This window comes from Streptomyces sp. HUAS 31, assembly GCF_028198125.1.
GTDB classification, from domain to species: domain Bacteria; phylum Actinomycetota; class Actinomycetes; order Streptomycetales; family Streptomycetaceae; genus Streptomyces; species Streptomyces chartreusis.
In genome coordinates, this window is sequence record NZ_CP116353.1 from 3747964 (window position 1) to 3764809 (window position 16846).

The window sequence follows — 16846 nt, forward strand, 5'->3', positions numbered from 1 at the left end:
TGCGGGGCGCCGCTCAGGCCCAGAGCTGGCCCTGGAGGGTCTCGATCGCTTCCTCGGTCGTGGCCGCGGTGTAGACGCCCGTCGAGAGGTACTTCCAGCCGCCGTCGGCGACGACGAACGCGATGTCGGCGCTCTCCCCCGCCTTCAGCGCCTTGTTGCCGACGCCGATCGCCGCGTGCAGGGCGGCGCCGGTGGAGACGCCCGCGAAGATGCCCTCCTGCTGGAGGAGTTCACGGGTGCGGGTGACCGCGTCGGCCGAGCCGACCGAGAAGCGGGTGGTCAGGACGGAGGCGTCGTACAGCTCGGGGACGAAGCCCTCGTCGAGGTTGCGCAGGCCGTAGACCAGGTCGTCGTAGCGCGGTTCGGCGGCGACGATCTTCACGTCCGGCTTCTGCTCGCGCAGGTAGCGGCCGACGCCCATCAGGGTGCCGGTGGTGCCGAGGCCGGCGACGAAGTGGGTGATGGAGGGGAGGTCGGCGAGGATCTCCGGGCCGGTCGTGGCGTAGTGGGCGCCGGCGTTGTCGGGGTTGCCGTACTGGTAGAGCATCACCCAGTCGGGGTGCTCGGCCGACAGTTCCTTCGCGACCCGTACGGCGGTGTTGGAGCCGCCCGCGGCCGGGGACGAGATGATCTCCGCGCCCCACATGCCGAGCAGGTCCCGGCGCTCCTGCGAGGTGTTCTCGGGCATCACGCAGACCATGCGGTAGCCCTTGAGCTTCGCCGCCATCGCGAGCGAGATGCCGGTGTTGCCGCTGGTCGGCTCCAGGATCGTGCAGCCCGGGGTGAGGCGGCCGTCCTTCTCCGCCTGCTCGATCATGTGCAGGGCGGGGCGGTCCTTGACCGAGCCGGTGGGGTTGCGGTCCTCCAGCTTGGCCCAGATGCGGACGTCCTCGGACGGCGACAACCGCGGCAGGCACACCAGAGGGGTGTTGCCCACCGCGGCGAGCGGGGAGTCGTAGCGCATTCGGATCAGGCCATGCCGCCGGCCACGGCCGGCAGGATCGTCACGTTGTCGCCGTCGGCGACCTTGGTGTTGATGCCTTCGAGGAAGCGGACGTCCTCGTCGTTCAGGTAGACGTTGACGAAGCGGCGCAGCTCGCCGTTGTCCACGATGCGGGCGTGGATGCCCGTGTGCCGGGTCTCGAGGTCGGTGAAGAGCTCGGCGAGGGTGTCCCCGGTGCCCTCCACAGCCTTCTGACCGTCGGTGTAGGTGCGGAGGATGGTGGGGATGCGGACCTCGATGGCCATGGCTCAGGGCTCCTGTCGGGAGTAGTCGGTCGGGGGCGCGCGGCAGCGCAGTTGCGGCAGGGTGGTGCGGTGTGCGGCGCCGCGGCTCATGGCCGTACGGCGGCAGGTGTCGCGTCAACAGATGGCGCTGGCGAGCCTGCACAGGTCGACGTGCAGCCGCGCCACGAGCAGCGTGCCCGGCGTCTTCTCGCTCACGTCGTGGAGAACCATGGGGTCATCGTATCGATTCCCGGTCCGGGTCCTGGAATGTGATCCCACATGGCGGACGCTTTCGGGCCGGGGAATGAGACCGCGCTGTTCAGACCTTCTCGGTACGCCCTCTCAGTACGCCTCGACGACCTTGACCTCCTCCTCCGTCACCTCGCCGTCGACGATGCGGAAGGAGCGGAACTGGAAGTCGCCGAGGCCGTCGGTGTCGGCGGTGGAGACCAGGACGTAGTGCGCGCCGGGCTCGTTGGCGTAGGAGATGTCGGTGCGCGAGGGGTGGGCCTCGGTGGCGGTGTGGGAGTGGTAGATGACCACCGGTTCCTCGTCGCGGTCGTCCATCTCGCGGTAGAGCTTGAGCAGGTCGCCGGAGTCGAACTCGTAGAACGTGGGCGACATGGCCGCGTTCAGCATCGGGATGAAGCGCTCGGGCCGGTCCGAGCCTGCCGGGCCCGCGACGACGCCGCACGCCTCGTCGGGGTGGTCCTTGCGGGCGTGGGCGACGATCTGGTCGACGAGGGCCTGCGTGATGGTCAGCATGTTCGTCAGGATAGACAGAGGGCCGCCCCGTACCGAAGAGTGGTACGGGGCGGCCCATATGCCGGACGTCCTGAGCGGCGGCCGCCTAGGAGCGCCACGAGTGCTCCCAGGGGCGGGACGTCCTGGCCGGGCGGCGCGCCGGCGCCCCCGAAGGGGCGCGGGGCTGTGTCGATTTGCGGCTCGGCCGCGCGGGCGCGACCAGCCACGACGGACCCGCAGCCGACCGACGGCCCTTGACGCGGCCCTATCAGCGAAGCGCCTAGCCGACCTTTTCGAGCTCCGGCTCGCCGCCGCGGTCGCCGAGCTGCGGGTTGCGGCGCTTGAGGACCGCCCAGCCGACGCCCAGGGCGACGGCCCAGCCGGCCGCCACGTACAGGCAGACCCGCGCGTCCTTGTCGTACGCGATCATGAAGGTCACGCCGATGAGGAAGAGGAGCGCGACCCAGCTGAAGAGCGCACCGCCGGGAGCCGGGAAGGACGAGGCGCGCAGCCGGCCCGCGTCGACCGCCGCTCGGTAGCGGATGTGGCTGACGAGGATCATCATCCAGGTCCAGATACCGGCCGCGGTGGCGACGGAGGTGACGTAGAGGAACGCCTTCTCCGGGACGACGTAGTTCAGGACGACGCCGATGCCCATGAGCGCCACGGAGACCGTGATGCCGATGGCGGGCGTCTTGCGGGAGTTGAGCTTGCCGAACGCCTGCGGGGCCTCGCTGTTGGCGGCCAGGTCGCGCAGCATGCGGCCGGTCGAGTACATGCCCGAGTTGCAGGAGGAAAGGGCCGCGGTGAGCACCACGAAGTTGACGATGCCCGCGGCGAGCGGGATGCCGATCTTGCCGAAGGCGTGCACGAACGGGCTCTCGCCTGCGGAGAACTCGGTCCACTTCACGACGGAGAGGATCACCAGCAGCGCGCCGACGTAGAAGACGATGATGCGCCAGGGCAGGGTGTTGATGGCCTTGGGCAGGGTCTTCTCGGGGTTCTCGGACTCGCCCGCGGTCACGCCGACGAGCTCGACGGCGAGGTAGGCGAACATGACGCCCTGGAGCGTCATCAGGCTGGAGCCGATGCCGTTCGGGAAGAAGCCGTCGTGCGACCAGAGGTTGGAGACGGTGGCGGTGTCACCGGCGTCGGAGAAGCCGAGGGTGAGCACACCGAGGCCGATCACGATCATGCCGATGATGGCCGTGACCTTGATCATCGAGAACCAGAACTCGACCTCGCCGAAGATCTTGACGGAGATCAGGTTCACACCGAAGAGCACCACCAGGAACACCAGGGCGCTGACCCATTGCGGGATCTCGGGGAACCAGAAGTGGATATAGATCGCGGCGGCCGTGAGCTCGGCCATGCCGGTGACCACCCACATGAGCCAGTACGTCCAGCCCGTGACGAAGCCGAAGAAGGGGCCGAGGAATTCGCGGGCGTACTCGGCGAAGGAGCCGGAGACGGGGCGGTAGAGGAGCAGCTCGCCCAGGGCCCGCATGATGAAGAAGATGACGACGCCCGCGAGGGCGTACATGAGGATGATGCTGGGGCCGGCCTTGGCGATGTTCGCCCCGGCGCCCATGAAGAGGCCGACGCCGATGGCGCCGCCGATCGCGATCATCTGGACCTGACGGCTGCCGAGACCCCGCTCGTACCCCTCTTCCGGGGTACCCGTGGCCTTCTCGTCAGTGACCTTCGCAGAGGTCATGTGTTGTGCGCCTTTCTCCATGCCGACCCGGACCTTCGTCGGCCCCGGATCGGGTCTCGATCCCCCCGGATTGCTGGAGCTGTGCCTGGCCGACGATCCGCCGGCCATGTGGCGCACCCGGCCGAACATTCGGGTGGTGTTCGCCGGGCGTCGTGAAGATTTATCACGGGCTTAACCGTGATCGGGGGCGGTTCATGTGGCGCATCACACAGGAAGAAGCGGACAAAAGACTCTGCCGCCCCCCATAGCGGGTGGCGGCAGTGACTCGATCGTTATCCGGATTTGAGCGTCCGCTGAGCGAACACAAAATCGTCACACTTCAGTGCAAGAAGGTCGCGAGAAGGCCGTGAACTACGGCATGAGCGTGGCGACCAGCGTCTCCTGGAGCCCTCCGAGCCACAGGTACGCCATCACCATCGGCTTGCGCGGATCCTCGTCCGGGAGCCGGTAGAGCAGATCGGTGTCGTCCTCGTCGGCGATCTCCAGCCGGGAGCCGATGGCCAGCCGCAGGTCGTTCAGCGCGCCGAGCCACTGCTGGGACTCCGGCACGGAGAGCTTGAGCACCGCGCCGCCCTCACCGGCGGAGTCGGTGCTCAGCGAGTCCAGGGAGCGGACCACCGCGAGCGCGTTGTCCCGCTTGCCGGACCGCAGGTCGTTCTCGGTGTAGCGGCGGAACTCCGCGGAGTACGCGCGCTGCTCCTCGGCCTCCTTGGCCTGCGGGGTGCCCTCGGGGTCGCTGTAGGCGTCCGGGAACAGACGCTTGAGGACCGGGTCGGCCGGCGGTTCGCTCGGGCCCTCGGCGAACAGCTCGGCGAGCGGGTCGTCCGGGGTGTCCTCGGCGGGGCCGGGGCCGATGAGCTCCAGGAGCTGCACGGCCAGCGAGCGGATGATGGAGATCTCGACGTCGTCGAGGGCGACGGCCGCGCCGCCGCCGGGGAGCGGTTCGAAGGTTCCTGGCATGGAGACGATTCGCTACTTCCGGTCCTGCGGGCGTGCGGTCATTTGCGGTCGTGCTGAAGGGTGGCCCACAGGCCGTAGCCGTGCATGGCCTGCACATCGCGTTCCATCTCCTCGCGGGTACCGCTGGAGACGACCGCCCGGCCCTTGTGGTGGACGTCGAGCATGAGCTTGGTGGCCTTGTCCTTGGGATAGCCGAAGTACGACTGGAAGACGTAGGTCACATAGCTCATGAGGTTGACCGGGTCGTTGTGCACGATCGTGACCCAGGGGACGTCCGGCTCGGGGACGGCGAAGGTCTCCTCCGCCGCTTCGGTACGTTCGATCTCTACGGGAGCGGGTGACGTCACAGTGCCCATGCTGCCACCGGAGGGGGGTGGTCGCACAAATCCCCGGCGAACGCCCGGTACCAAATCGTCAGACTGACGAAATGGGGGTACCATCGGTTGCCATGAACACAGCGGACCTTGGGCTGCCGGTGGACGTTCCCTCGACGGCGCTCTTCACGGACCAGTACGAGCTCACGATGCTTCAGGCGGCGCTCAGGGCGGGCACCGCCGAGCGGCGGAGCGTGTTCGAGGTCTTCACGCGGCGGCTGCCCGACGGACGGCGCTACGGCGTCGTGGCCGGCACCGGCCGTGTCCTGGACGCCGTGGAGAACTTCCGCTTCGACGCGGACGTCATCGGCTTCCTGCGCGAGCGGAAGATCGTCGACGAGCAGACCCTCGCCTGGCTCGCGGACTACCGGTTCTCCGGTGACGTCTGGGGCTACCCGGAGGGCGAGGTCTACTTCCCCGGCTCGCCGATCATGCGGGTGGAGGGCACCTTCGCCGAGTGCGTGCTGCTGGAGACGGTGATCCTCTCCATCCTCAACCACGACTCCGCGATCGCCGCGGCCGCCTCCCGCATGTCGTCGGCGGCCGGCACGCGCCCGCTCGTCGAGATGGGCGCCCGGCGCACCCACGAGCTGGCCGCCGTGGCCGCCTCCCGCGCCGCTTACATCGGCGGCTTCGCCTCCACCTCCGACCTGGCCGCCGGCTTCCGCTACGGCATCCCCACGGTCGGCACCAGCGCACACGCCTTCACCCTGCTGCACGACCGCGAGCGGGACGCCTTCCAGGCCCAGGTGGACTCCATGGGCCGCGGCACCACGCTGCTCGTGGACACCTACGACGTCGCCGAGGCGGTCCGTACGGCCGTGGAGGTCGCCGGACCCGAGCTGGGCGCCGTCCGTATCGACTCGGGCGACCTGCTGCTGGTCGCGCACCGGGTCCGCCAGCAGCTGGACGAACTGGGCGCGACCGGCACCCGGATCATCGTGACCTCGGACCTGGACGAGTACGCCATCGCCTCGCTGGCCGCGGCGCCGGTGGACGCGTACGGCGTCGGCACCCAGCTGGTGACCGGCTCCGGGCATCCGACCTGCTCGATGGTCTACAAGCTGGTCGCCCGCGCCGAGTCCACCGAGGCCGGGGCGCCGCTGGTGCCGGTCGCGAAGAAGTCGACCGGTGGCAAGACCTCCATCGGCGGCCGCAAGTGGGCCGCGCGGCGCCTGGACGAGTACGGGGTCGCGGAGGCCGAGGTCATCGGCACGGAAGCGGTGCCGGCCGAGCTGGCCGACCGGCAGCTGCTCCTCGAACTGGTCAAGGGCGGGACCGTGGTGGCGCGGGAGCCGCTGGACGCCGTACGGGACCGGCATGCGGCCGCGCGGGCCAACCTGCCGCTGTCCGCCACACAGCTCTCGCGCGGGGAACCTGTCATTCCGACGGAGTACGTCAACGGGCGCTCGGGGAGCTCGGCGGGGGCGTGAAGCGAGCGCGCTCGGCATGCTCACCCCATGCCCCCTCCCGCACCGCACCCGAAGTCTCTAGGCTCGGAAGTTCACCGGCCGGGCCGGCACCGATTTCAGCGGCCCGAACCAAGGGTCCATAACCGAAGGACACCGACCATGCGCCGCGCCTTGATCGTCGTAGACGTGCAGAACGACTTCTGCGAGGGAGGCAGCCTCGCCGTGGCCGGCGGTGCCGACGTGGCCGCCGCCGTGACCGAGCTGATCGGGCAGGCGGCGGGGTCCGGCTACCAGCACGTCGTGGCCACCCGCGACCACCACATCGCGCCCGGCGGCCACTTCTCCGCCCACCCCGACTTCCGGCACTCCTGGCCGGCGCACTGCGTCGCGGGCACGGAGGGGGTCGGGTTCCACCCGAACTTCGCCCCCGCGGTCGCCTCGGGCGCGATCGACGCCGTCTTCGACAAGGGGGCGTACGCGGCTGCGTACAGCGGGTTCGAGGGGGCCGACGAGAACGGCGTGAAACTGGCCGACTGGCTGCGGGCCCGGGAGGTCTCGGAGGTGGACGTGGTGGGCATCGCCACGGACCACTGCGTTCGCGCTACCGCTCTGGATGCCGCGAACGAGGGGTTCCGTACGCACGTCCTGCTGGACCTCACCGCCGGAGTGGCCCAGGAGACCACCGAGCGGGCGCTGGAGGAGATGCGCGAGGCGGGGGTCGAGCTGTCCGGGAAGCCGGTCGTGGCGTAGCCGGCTCGGCGGGAGGTGCCGCGGTCGGTCGTCGGGAGTCTGCGGGTCCGTCGTGGCTGGTCGCGCAGTTCCCCGCGCCCCTTTCAGGGGGTTGCGGCGGGGCGGCGGAGCAGCGCGCGGATCGGGTGCCACAGCTCCTGCATCAGTTCCGGGGCCGTCGCGACACCGTTGTCAGGTGCCGTTCGCCATATCAGGCCGTCGGGGTGGTGCAGGACGGCCGTGATCTCGTCCGGCGTCGGCGGGGCGGCGTTGCCGCGCAGGTAGACGGCGCGCATGCCCAGATTGCGGAGCCTGGTCAGGGCTCGGGCGCGGTTCTGGGCATGCACAAGGACACGGACACAGCCCGTGCCGTCGGCGGCGGGTCTGGGCAGGTTCAGAGCCACCACCACGCTGCCGGTCGGCAGCTTGCAGAAACCTCCTGCGGCCATGCGGTCACACCCCCGTGCGAGTCGGTGTCAATAAGGCAAGCACAGGGTGCACCTAAACACGATCGGCGGCAACCCGCCAAGGGGTCGCCGCCGATCATGCTCTGACCTGCGAAGATGGTGATTACTTCACCGCAGGACCGACCTCGAGCTCGATCGTGGAGCCGTCCTTGGCCTCCTTGGTGATCTTGATCTTGGTGTTGGTGTCAGTGATCTTGACACCGGCGGTCGGGGTCTGCGCGTCGTAGTACGTGTTGGTCCGGTCGTTGAAGACCGACACCCCCGGACGCGACGGGATCTTGGTCAGCGCGTCGGCGTTGTGCAGGTTGATGCCGTCCGTGCGGAACTTGCTGAACGGGGAGTCGAAGGACTGGATGCGGTTGCGCATCACCGTGCCGTCGGTCCACTTCAGCGCCGCCGGGTGCGAGTCGATCGGCAGGACCAGACCGACACCGGGGTGGGTGCTGGTGTTGTTGTCCGCCTGGGAGGTGTCCCACTTCCAGATCAACAGGCCGTTCTGGTACGGGTAGTGCTCCACCCAGTCCGGACGGGTCGCCGCGAAGCCGAAGTTGTACGGGCCGGTCTTGAGGACCTTGTCGTACGACACGTACTGACGGTTCTCGGCGATGTAGTACTGCGCGTAGTCGTCGGTGATGGACGCGCCGATGCGCGAGAAGCCCTTGGTCTTCCAAGCGGCGTCCGCGGCCTCGGCGTTGTCGGAGAACACCGCCGCGCCGTCGGCCGTCACGGTGATCTGGTCGGCCGCGAAGCCCTTCTGGGCCACGCCGCCGTCGGTCTGGTAGCGGAAGCGCAGGTCGATCTTCTTGCCGGCGTAGGCGTTCAGCGGGAAGACCAGCTTCTTGTACGCGTCGACCGTGCCGGTGAGCGCCGGCTTGCCGCTGGCGTCCTTCGGGAGGGCCGCACCGTCGACCGTGCCGTCGACGGCCGTCCAGTTGGCGCCGCCGTCGGTCGAGACCTCGGTGTAGAGGTAGTCGTACTCGGCCTCGATGTCGTACCAGCCGTCCAGCGTCAGCGAGGCGGAGGTCTTGCCCGTGAGGTCCACGGAACGGGTCAGGGTGTTGGCGAGGTTGTCACCGCTGCCGCTCCACCACTGGTTCGCACCCTGCGCCGGCGCCACGATCTGGGTGGTGACCTTCTTCTTGGGAAGCTCGACCACAAGCGCCTGCTTGTGCTTGGTGTTGTACTCGGCGACACCCAGCTTGTGCCACGAGCTCGTGGCGGCCTTGGCGGTGTCGTACTTGAGCCAGCCGAGCTGGAGCTTGTCCCAGGCGGTCATGTCGCCCGGCAGGTCACCGATCTCCTTCTTGCCGGTCCCGAGCCAGGAACCGGAGGACATCAGGGTCCAGAAGCCGGTGGAGTTGTCGCCGTTGCCGGTGGTGTCGTAGTGGTCCGGCAGACCGAGGTCGTGGCCGTACTCGTGGGCGTAGACACCCAGGCCGCCGTTCTCCGGCTGGACCGTGTAGTCGCCGACCCAGACGCCGGTGTCGCCGATCTTCGCGCCGCCCAGCTTGTTGCCGGCGGGGCCGGTGGCACCCGCGTCGGTGCCGAACGCGTACCAGCGGTGGGCCCAGATGGCGTCGGTGCCCTGCGCGCCGCCGCCCGCGGACTCGTCCTCACCGGCGTGCACGACCTGGAAGTGGTCGATGTAGCCGTCGGCCTCGTTGAAGTCGCCGTCACCGTCGAAGTCGTAGCGGTCCCACTGGTCGAACTGCTTGACGTCCGCCTTGATCTCGGCGTCGGTCTTCCCAGCTGCCTTCTGCTGGGCGACCCACGCGTTCAGACCGTCGCTGACGATGTTCCAGACGCTGGAGCAGTTGGTCTGGCCGCAGGCGTTGTTGCCGTAGCGGGCCTCGTTGTAGGGGACCTTGACCCAGTCGGCGACCTCGCCCTCGACCGAGTAGCGGCCCGAGGACTGCTTCTCGTAGTACTTCTTCACCGACTCGGTCTTCTTGCCGGTGCCGAAGTAGAGGTCCTCGTAGTGCTTCTGGTTGTAGTCCTTCTTCCACGCCGTGGAGTTGTCCAGGGCGCGGTCGGGCTCGGCTATCTGGTTGTGGGCCGGGCCCGCGGTGCCGCCGAACTCGCTGATCTTGTCGCCGAACTCGACCAGGATCGTGAAGATCTTGTCGGTCTTCTCGCGGCCGAGCTCGACGTACTTGCTGTCGCCCTTCTTGCTCTTGAGCTGGACGACCTGCGAGCCCTCGCGCTTGGTCACCTTGGCGTCGCCGGATATGACCTGCTTCAGGGCTTCCTCGCGCTGGGCCTCCTGAGTCTTGCTCATCGGGCCGTCGAGGTTGTGCTCGGCGTGGGTGTTGTCCGCCGGATCGTGCCGCTCGACGGAAGCCGGGGCGCCTTCGTCGGCCTGGGCCACCGCGTAGGTGGAGAAGGTCGCCGCCGCCGTCGCGAGCGCGACGGCGGTCGCCGCCGTTCTGAACGTCCAGGGTCTACTGGTCACTTGAGATCCTCCCCCGCGCCGGGCGCGCGGAAGGAGGGTCCTGGTCATGGAGGATCCGCGCACGTGATCAACGCGTGTAGTCAAGTGACGACATTTGACTAGAGGTTAAGCAGAAAAAACAGACCTTGACTTGAACAGGTCAATTGCATTATGCGGAGCTGTTGTTCGTTTAGCGAACAACGATCTTTTACTAACGGGCGCGTGCTTCCGTCCACTTGCTGGACACCATGACTCCGTGCGCCCCCTGTGCACCGGCACTGTTGGTTAGGTCACGCTTACGGTTTGTTCCTCTCGGGCATGCACGCGGTTAGAGTCGGATGGCGGAACGCCCGGACGTCGGCGGAAAGCCAGGCCGAGACCCCCGTGCACCCCTGATTCCGAGGACACGATGATCATGCCTCGTCCGACTGCCGCACAGCTCTCCTACGGCTCGTGCACCGTGATCTTCTCCACGCTCGCCATGCTGCTGCTGTCACAGACCAGTTCAGGTGTGGGGATCGCGGTCATCGCCGTAGCGGCGCTCATGCTCGGCCTCCTGGTCGCCATGACGGTGCCGATCCCGAAGAGGGCCCGCGTGGTGGCGGTGCGCAAGCCCGCCGGCGCGGAACAGGAGAAGGCGGAGGAGCCCGCGCTCTCGCAGTCCTGACGTTCGTCAGCTGCCGGTGCTGACCACCACCGTCTTCGCCGCCTTGTCGTGCAGGCCCTGCTTGTAGGGCCTGTCGAAATAGCTCCAACCGCCACAGATCACCGTCCAGATGCAGGCGCAGCAGAACGCGAACGGGATCCACAGGACCGCCGCGCGGATCAGCGAGGTCTGCACGGACGGCGTGGCGCCGTTGTCGAGGTTGGCGACCCGCATCTTGAACAGCCGCTTGCCGAGGGTCTGCCCGTCCCTGACGGTCATGACGGTGTCGTAGGCGATGTAGAGCACGGCGGCGATCGCGGACTGCCCGAGGGACTTGCCGTACTCCACCTTGTCGGTGTCCACGTCGAGTTCGGTGACGCCGAAGCCCCATGTGAGCAGCCAGACGAAGACACCGACCAGGATCATGTCGAGGATGCGGGCGATCGTGCGCTTGCCGCTGTCGGCCAGCGGGGGCATCCCGGCGAGGGGGTCGCTGGGGTAACCGCCGCCGCCGTACGGATCACCGCCGTAGGGACCGCCGCCGCCGGGCGGCGGAGGCGGGGGCTGGCCGCCGTACGGAGGCTGATCACCGTACGGCGAACCCGAGCCCCCGGCCGGCGGGGGCGGCTTCCTGAACCTGTCGTCCTCCGGGGGCTGCTGCCCGGAGCCGGGAGGCGGTTCGCTGCTCATGGCCCCGAGTCGACCGCGAACACATGGGTTTCGCATCCGGCGCGGGGCCGTCCGGAGTACGTAAATCCCCTGGGGCGTACGCCGTACGGGTCAGCCCGCGACGAACGTATGTGCCGCCTTGTCGTGCCAGCACTGGTGCCACGGCCGGTCGAACACGCACCACAGGACACCGACGACGCCGATGACGAGCAGTCCGGGGACGCTGAGGACGAGCCAGCGGCGCAGGGCGACACCGAACTGCGGGGGCTCGTGGCCCTCGATGTCCCGCACCTCCAGGCCGAGCGCCTTCTTGCCCAGCGTGCGTCCCCACTTGGCGGTGGGCAGCGCCTCGTAGACCACGCCGAACAGGAGCAGCACGGCGAGGATGATGCCGAGGTACACGGACGTGGTGCCGTCCAGCAGCCAGACGGTGACCGTCTCGCCGGAGAGCTTGGCGGCGTCGATCTTGTCGTTGACGTGGTCGAGGGCCTTGGTGCCGAGCGGCACGGCGGCCACCGCGGTGACGGCGGCCAGCACGACGGTGTCGATCAGCCGGGCGGCGAGCCGCTTGCCGAGGTTCGCGGGGCGGGCGGCGGACTGGCGCAGGGCGGCGGCCTGGAAGGGGTCCAGGGTCGGGGGCTTCCAGGGGGCGACGGGCTGGTCCTCGTCGGTGGGGCCCGCGAGCCGGTGGACCTGCTGCGCCCAGGAGGACTGACCGCCGCCCGCGCCCCCGGCCATCGGCGTGCCGGAGCCGGCGGCCTGCTGCTGCGGCGTGCCGGAGCCGGCGGACTGCTGCTGCGGGGCAACGGACTGACGGGGGACGCCCGGAGCGGCCTGCTGCGGGCCGGAGAGGCCCGCGGGGGCGCCGGCGGACGCCTGGGCGGCGGACCCGGCTCCAGCGGCCCCCTGAGGCTGCGACTGGGCCACCGAGGCGCGATCCGCGGCGGCCTTCCCGGCGCCGAAGCCGGGGCCCTGCGGGGCACCGGCCGCGCCGGGGCGCTCTGCGTCCGCACGAGCGGCGCCCGGGACGGCGGACGCGCCCGTGCCTCCGCCCTGCGCCCCGGCCGCCCCGCCCTGCTGCCCCGTGCGCGGGGTCACCGCGCGGATCGCCATGGTGCCGTCGGCGGGGGCGGGGCCACCGGGGCCCGGGATGCCGGAAGCGACCTGCCCCGAAGAACCCGCGACGGGCCTGCGGATCATGAACGTGTCCCCGGAGGCGACGCCGCCGGAGTCCGCGTCCGGCTCGGCGGGCGAAGTCGCCGTGCCGTCCGCGGGGGCCGCCGTGCGCGGGTCCCGCGGATCGGGTTCGGGCCGGCCCCAGGAGACCCGGCGGTCCTGCTCGCCGCCGAAGCCGGACTGGTGGGCGGAGTCGGCGCCCCAGGCGGACGCCGGCTCGGGACGGCTGCCGTGCTGGGCGGCGCCCGGCGCGGGCTCCTCGTCGAAGAAGTGCGGGCCGGTCTCCTCCACCGAGGGCGGCTGGACCGGCTGCGCACCCGGCGGCGGGGCGAGCGTCTCGCCGTCCGTGGGCGCCGGACGGCTGGTGCCCGGCACCCAGGAGGCGCCGTTCCAGTACCGGACATATCCAGGAATGGACGGGTCCGGGTAATACCCATCGCGGGGCCGGTCGTCACCGGGGGCCGGGGTTGGGGCGCTCATGTCCGTCGTCCGGTATCTGCTCGTGGGTCAAATGGGGGCCTCCACATCTATCAGACCGGCGCAACAAGCACCCCCGGTCCCGCCGGACCCGCCCCTTTCCGGGCAACCTCGTACACGTACTTCACACGAGCGGAACTCCGGTGCGGTACGCCGACGGCACGACCCCGCCACCACTGACCCGCGGCGGCCGTCCGGGCAACGGCGACCTCGCTCTGCCGGCTGGGGGTCCGGGGGTCGTCCCCCGGGAAAGCACAGTCGGGCAACCTCGTACACGTACTTCACACGAGCGGAACTCCGGTGCGGGATCGGGCCGGGAAAAAGTTGGGGGAAGTCGCGTAATGATCCGCGCCCCTGCTCCCTCTCCACTCGTACGGGCCCGTCCACACGGCTCGCACGCGTCACGAGAGAGGAAACGAACGCCATGCATCACACCGTCGTGGAGCGCGAACTGGAGTTGCGGCTCATCCTGTCGCCGGAGCGCAGTGTGCCGGTGCCGGCGCGGCTGAGCTATCACACCGACGATCCGTACGCCGTGCACGTCACCTTCCACATCAACTCCGAGCAGCCCGTGCACTGGACCTTCTCCCGCGATCTGCTCGTCGAGGGGGTGTTCCGGCCGTGCGGGCACGGGGACGTGCGGGTGTGGCCGACCAAGTCCGAGGGCCGCAGTGTGGTGCTGATGGCGCTCAGCTCGCCCGATGGCGACGCCCTGCTGGAGGCACCCGCGGCGCAGGTGTCGGCCTGGCTGGAGCGCACGTTGCGGGCGGTGCCCCCCGGGACCGAGGGCGAGCAGCTGGGGATCGACGACGCGCTCGACCAACTGCTCGCCCAGTGAGGCGCGGGACTTCAGAAGAGTTTGCCCGGGTTCAGGATGTCCAGGGGGTCGAAGACCTGCTTGATGCCCCGCTGCATCTCGATGCCCACCGGGCCGATCTCCCGCGCCAGCCACTCCTTCTTCAGCACACCCACGCCGTGCTCGCCCGTGATCGTGCCGCCGAGTTCCAGCCCGAGGGCCATGATCTCGTCGAACGACTCACGGGCGCGCCGGGACTCGTCGGCGTCGCCCGCGTCGAAGCACACCGTCGGGTGCGTGTTGCCGTCCCCCGCGTGTGCGACGACGCCGATCGTGAGCTGGTGCTTGTCCGCGATGCGCTCCACGCCCTCGATGAGGTCGCCGAGCCGCGAGCGGGGCACGCACACGTCGTCGATCATCGTCACGCCCCGCACCGCCTCCAGCGCGGTCAGGGACAACCGCCGCGCCTGGAGGAGCAGTTCGGACTCGGCCACGTCGTCCGCCGGCACCACCTGCGTGGCCCCGGCCGCCTCGCACAGCGCACCCACGGCGGCCAGGTCCGGCCCCGGGTCCGGGGTGTCGAAGGCGGCCAGCAGCAGGGCCTCCGTGGTGTCCGGCAGCCCCATGTGCGCCAGGTCGTTGACGGCCTTGACCGTCGTACGGTCCATGATCTCCAGCAGTGACGGCACGTGCCCGCCGGCCATGATCCGGCACACCGCGTCGCAGGCGGCGGCCGCGGACGCGAACTCGGCGGCCAGCACAAGCTGCTGCGGCGGCTGCGGCCGCAGCGCCAGGACGGCCCGTACGACGATGCCGAGCGAGCCCTCGGAGCCGACGAACAGGCGCGTCATGTCGTACCCCGCGACCCCCTTCGCCGTACGGCGGCCCGTGGTCATCAGGCGGCCGTCGGCCAGGACGACGTCGAGGCCGAGGACGTACTCCGCCGTCACCCCGTACTTCACACAGCACAGGCCCCCGGAGGCGGTGCCGATGTTGCCGCCGATCGTGCACATCTCCCAGCTGGAGGGGTCCGGCGGGTAGTACAGGCCGTGTTCGCCCACCGCGCGGGAGAGGGCGGCGTTGATGACGCCGGGCTCGACGACGGCGATGCGGTCGACGGGGTTGATCTCCAGGATGCGGTCCATCTTGGTCAGGGACAGCACGATGCAGCCGTCGGAGGCGTTGGCCCCGCCCGACAGGCCCGTGCGGGCGCCCTGCGGGACGACCGGGACGCGCAGCTCGGTGGCGGTGCGCATGACGTGCTGGACCTCTTCGACGGTGCGCGGCAGCACCACCACGGCGGGGGCGCCGGCCGGGCAGAAGCTGGCCATGTCGTTGGCGTAGGAGGCCGTGATGTCGGGGTCGGTGAGGACGGCCTCGGGCGGCAGGCCCGCGAGCAGCCGCTCGGTGAGGTCACCCCGGGCGCGGTCGGGTGCGGCTTCGGTACGGCTCATGATCACAGCGTGACACCCGGGGCCATCGGTGTGAACCCCGCGTACGGCAGCCGACGTAAGGCGGGTGTGGTCGTCGCACCGACGCACCGTTTCACGCACAGTGAGCGCCATGGAGAACGACGCCGTGGAGAACGGACAGGGCACGCGGCCGGGGTTCCCGCGGGTCCGGCGGCGGGTGCTGCTCGCCTCGGTGGCGGGGTGTGCCGTGCTCGGCGGGCTGCTGACGCTGCTGCCGTGGGGGTCGGGCGGGGCCGGGACTCCCCCGCCGGCCCCGGGGGCGCAGGCGCTGGCCGCGGTCACCACGGGCGTGGCCGTCGCGCTGCCCGATCTCGCGGTGCTGATCGACGGGCGGGAGCGGCACTTGCGGGCCCACCCGGGGGACGCCGAGTCGTGGGCGGTGCTGGGCGCGGCGTATGTGGAGCAGGGCCGCCGGACCTCGGACCCGGCGAACTACCCGAAGGCGGAACAGGCGTTGCGCAGGTCCTTGAAGGCGCGCGAGCGGAACGCCGGGGCGCTGGACGGCATGGCGGCGCTGGCGAACGCGCGGCGGGACTTCCGGGCCGCGCGCAACTGGAGCGAGGCGGCGCTGAAGGCGGACCGGAGACTGTGGTCGGCCTATCCGCAGCTGATCGACGCGCAGACCGGGCTCGGTGACTACAAGGCGGCCGACAAGGCGCTGGACCGGCTGGTGGAGCTGCGCAAGGGGCCGGAGGTGCTGGCGTGGGCGGCCGGCGTGTACCGGGACCGGGGCCGGCGGGAGGACGCGGCGGTCGCCCTGTCCGACGCGGCGGCGGGCGCGGAGGCCCCGGCCGAGCGGGCGGCGTATCTGGAGCGGGGCGGGCAGCTCGCCTTCGAACGCGGTGACCTGGACGAGGCCCTGCGGTACTTCAGGGAGGCTGTGCGGCTCGACCCCGACCAGCGGGCGGCGCTCGCCGGGCAGGGGCGGACGCTGGCGGCGCTGGGCCGTACGACGGAGGCGCTGAACGCCTACCGGGCGGCCTTCGCCAAGCAGCCGGATCCGGAGTACGCACTTGAGCTGGGCGAGCTGTACGAGTCGCTGGGGCTGGAGCAGGCGGCGCGGGTGCAGTACGACTCGCTGCGGGAGCGGGTGGCGCGGAGCGCGGAGGGCGGGGTGGACGACGAGCTGGTGCTGGGCCGCTTCGAGGCCGACCACGGCGACCCGGAGTCGGCGGTGCGACGGCTGCGGGACGAGTGGCGCCGGCAGCCGGGGATCGCGGTGGCCGACGCGCTGGGCTGGGCGCTGCACCGGGCCGGTGAGGACGAGGAGGCGCTGAAGTTCGCGCGGGTGGCGACCGACCGCCACCGCGGGGGCGGGGTGCGCAGCGCGCTGTACGTGTACCACCTGGGGATGATCGAGCGGGAGCTTCAGATGCCGGGGGCCGCGCGCCGGCATCTCCAGGAGGCGCTGCGGATCAGCCCCCGCTTCTCGCCGACCCGGGTGCCGCTGGCCGAGCAGGCGCTGCGGGAACTGGGCGAGCCGTCGGTGGAGGACGTGCCGGACATGGACGCCGAGCCCGAGGAGGAGTCCGAGGAGGAGTGAGCGCCC

17 protein-coding genes are annotated in these 16846 nt (G+C 70.4%); 5 read left to right on the forward strand and 12 right to left on the reverse strand.

Features of this window, described 5'->3' with window-relative positions; all coding sequences use genetic code 11:
• Positions 1–13 precede the first annotated feature (13 nt).
• The 7 genes from PGH47_RS16565 to clpS form a co-directional block, all read right to left on the reverse strand.
• Positions 14–964 carry a PLP-dependent cysteine synthase family protein gene (locus tag PGH47_RS16565; RefSeq protein WP_126900503.1) on the reverse strand — a complete coding sequence of 317 codons (951 nt, stop codon included), beginning with the start codon at positions 962–964 and terminating at the stop codon, positions 14–16.
• A 5-nt stretch (positions 965–969) separates the two neighbouring features.
• The gene (locus PGH47_RS16570) at positions 970–1248 is read right to left on the reverse strand and encodes a MoaD/ThiS family protein (protein ID WP_107905657.1); all 279 of its coding nucleotides are present in this window, start codon (positions 1246–1248) and stop codon (positions 970–972) included.
• A 114-nt stretch (positions 1249–1362) separates the two neighbouring features.
• Entirely contained in the window at positions 1363–1458 is a 96-nt protein-coding gene (locus PGH47_RS43110; RefSeq protein WP_330354505.1) for a putative leader peptide, read from the reverse strand.
• 111 nt (positions 1459–1569) lie between these two features.
• The gene (locus PGH47_RS16575; RefSeq protein WP_269641009.1) at positions 1570–1992 is read right to left on the reverse strand and encodes a M67 family metallopeptidase; all 423 of its coding nucleotides are present in this window, start codon (positions 1990–1992) and stop codon (positions 1570–1572) included.
• A gap of 259 nt (positions 1993–2251) precedes the next feature.
• Positions 2252–3688 (reverse strand): amino acid permease, encoded by a 1437-nt coding sequence (locus PGH47_RS16580; protein WP_107905660.1) that lies wholly within the window; start codon positions 3686–3688, stop codon positions 2252–2254.
• A gap of 351 nt (positions 3689–4039) precedes the next feature.
• Positions 4040–4648 (reverse strand): DUF2017 domain-containing protein, encoded by a 609-nt coding sequence (locus PGH47_RS16585; RefSeq protein WP_269641008.1) that lies wholly within the window; start codon positions 4646–4648, stop codon positions 4040–4042.
• Positions 4649–4686: 38 nt separating this feature from the next.
• Positions 4687–5004, reverse strand: coding sequence for an ATP-dependent Clp protease adapter ClpS (gene clpS, locus PGH47_RS16590; protein ID WP_030945914.1), 318 nt, complete (start codon positions 5002–5004; stop codon positions 4687–4689).
• 92 nt (positions 5005–5096) lie between these two features.
• On the opposite strand from clpS, the gene PGH47_RS16595 reads away from it, so the two are divergent.
• Both PGH47_RS16595 and PGH47_RS16600 read left to right on the forward strand, forming a co-directional pair.
• Positions 5097–6455 carry a nicotinate phosphoribosyltransferase gene (locus PGH47_RS16595; RefSeq protein WP_271664085.1) on the forward strand — a complete coding sequence of 453 codons (1359 nt, stop codon included), beginning with the start codon at positions 5097–5099 and terminating at the stop codon, positions 6453–6455.
• 138 nt (positions 6456–6593) lie between these two features.
• A complete protein-coding gene (locus PGH47_RS16600) occupies positions 6594–7184 on the forward strand; it encodes an isochorismatase family protein (protein WP_271664086.1) in 591 nt (196 codons plus the stop codon).
• Positions 7185–7267: 83 nt separating this feature from the next.
• On the opposite strand, the gene PGH47_RS16605 is transcribed toward PGH47_RS16600, so the two are convergent.
• Positions 7268–7612 carry a hypothetical protein gene (locus PGH47_RS16605; RefSeq protein ID WP_107905663.1) on the reverse strand — a complete coding sequence of 115 codons (345 nt, stop codon included), beginning with the start codon at positions 7610–7612 and terminating at the stop codon, positions 7268–7270.
• Positions 7613–7733: 121 nt separating this feature from the next.
• Positions 7734–10082, reverse strand: a complete 2349-nt coding sequence (locus PGH47_RS16610; RefSeq protein WP_271664087.1) for an immune inhibitor A domain-containing protein — start codon at positions 10080–10082, stop codon at positions 7734–7736.
• Between the two features lie 388 nt (positions 10083–10470).
• On the opposite strand from PGH47_RS16610, the gene PGH47_RS16615 reads away from it, so the two are divergent.
• On the forward strand, positions 10471–10728 hold the full coding sequence (locus PGH47_RS16615; protein WP_093866544.1) for a hypothetical protein: 258 nt from the start codon (positions 10471–10473) through the stop codon (positions 10726–10728).
• 6 nt (positions 10729–10734) lie between these two features.
• On the opposite strand, the gene PGH47_RS16620 is transcribed toward PGH47_RS16615, so the two are convergent.
• Both PGH47_RS16620 and PGH47_RS16625 read right to left on the reverse strand, forming a co-directional pair.
• On the reverse strand, positions 10735–11397 hold the full coding sequence (locus PGH47_RS16620) for an RDD family protein (RefSeq protein ID WP_271664088.1): 663 nt from the start codon (positions 11395–11397) through the stop codon (positions 10735–10737).
• Between the two features lie 90 nt (positions 11398–11487).
• Positions 11488–13032 (reverse strand): RDD family protein, encoded by a 1545-nt coding sequence (locus PGH47_RS16625; protein WP_271664089.1) that lies wholly within the window; start codon positions 13030–13032, stop codon positions 11488–11490.
• A gap of 421 nt (positions 13033–13453) precedes the next feature.
• Between PGH47_RS16625 and PGH47_RS16630 the strand changes: the two genes are divergently transcribed.
• Complete coding sequence (locus PGH47_RS16630; RefSeq protein ID WP_271664090.1) at positions 13454–13867, forward strand: SsgA family sporulation/cell division regulator; 414 nt, start codon at positions 13454–13456, stop codon at positions 13865–13867.
• 11 nt (positions 13868–13878) lie between these two features.
• Here PGH47_RS16630 and PGH47_RS16635 read toward each other — a convergent pair whose 3' ends face one another.
• Positions 13879–15285, reverse strand: coding sequence for an FAD-binding oxidoreductase (locus PGH47_RS16635; protein WP_271664091.1), 1407 nt, complete (start codon positions 15283–15285; stop codon positions 13879–13881).
• Between the two features lie 103 nt (positions 15286–15388).
• On the opposite strand from PGH47_RS16635, the gene PGH47_RS16640 reads away from it, so the two are divergent.
• The gene (locus PGH47_RS16640) at positions 15389–16840 is read left to right on the forward strand and encodes a tetratricopeptide repeat protein (protein ID WP_271664092.1); all 1452 of its coding nucleotides are present in this window, start codon (positions 15389–15391) and stop codon (positions 16838–16840) included.
• Positions 16841–16846: the final 6 nt, after the last annotated feature.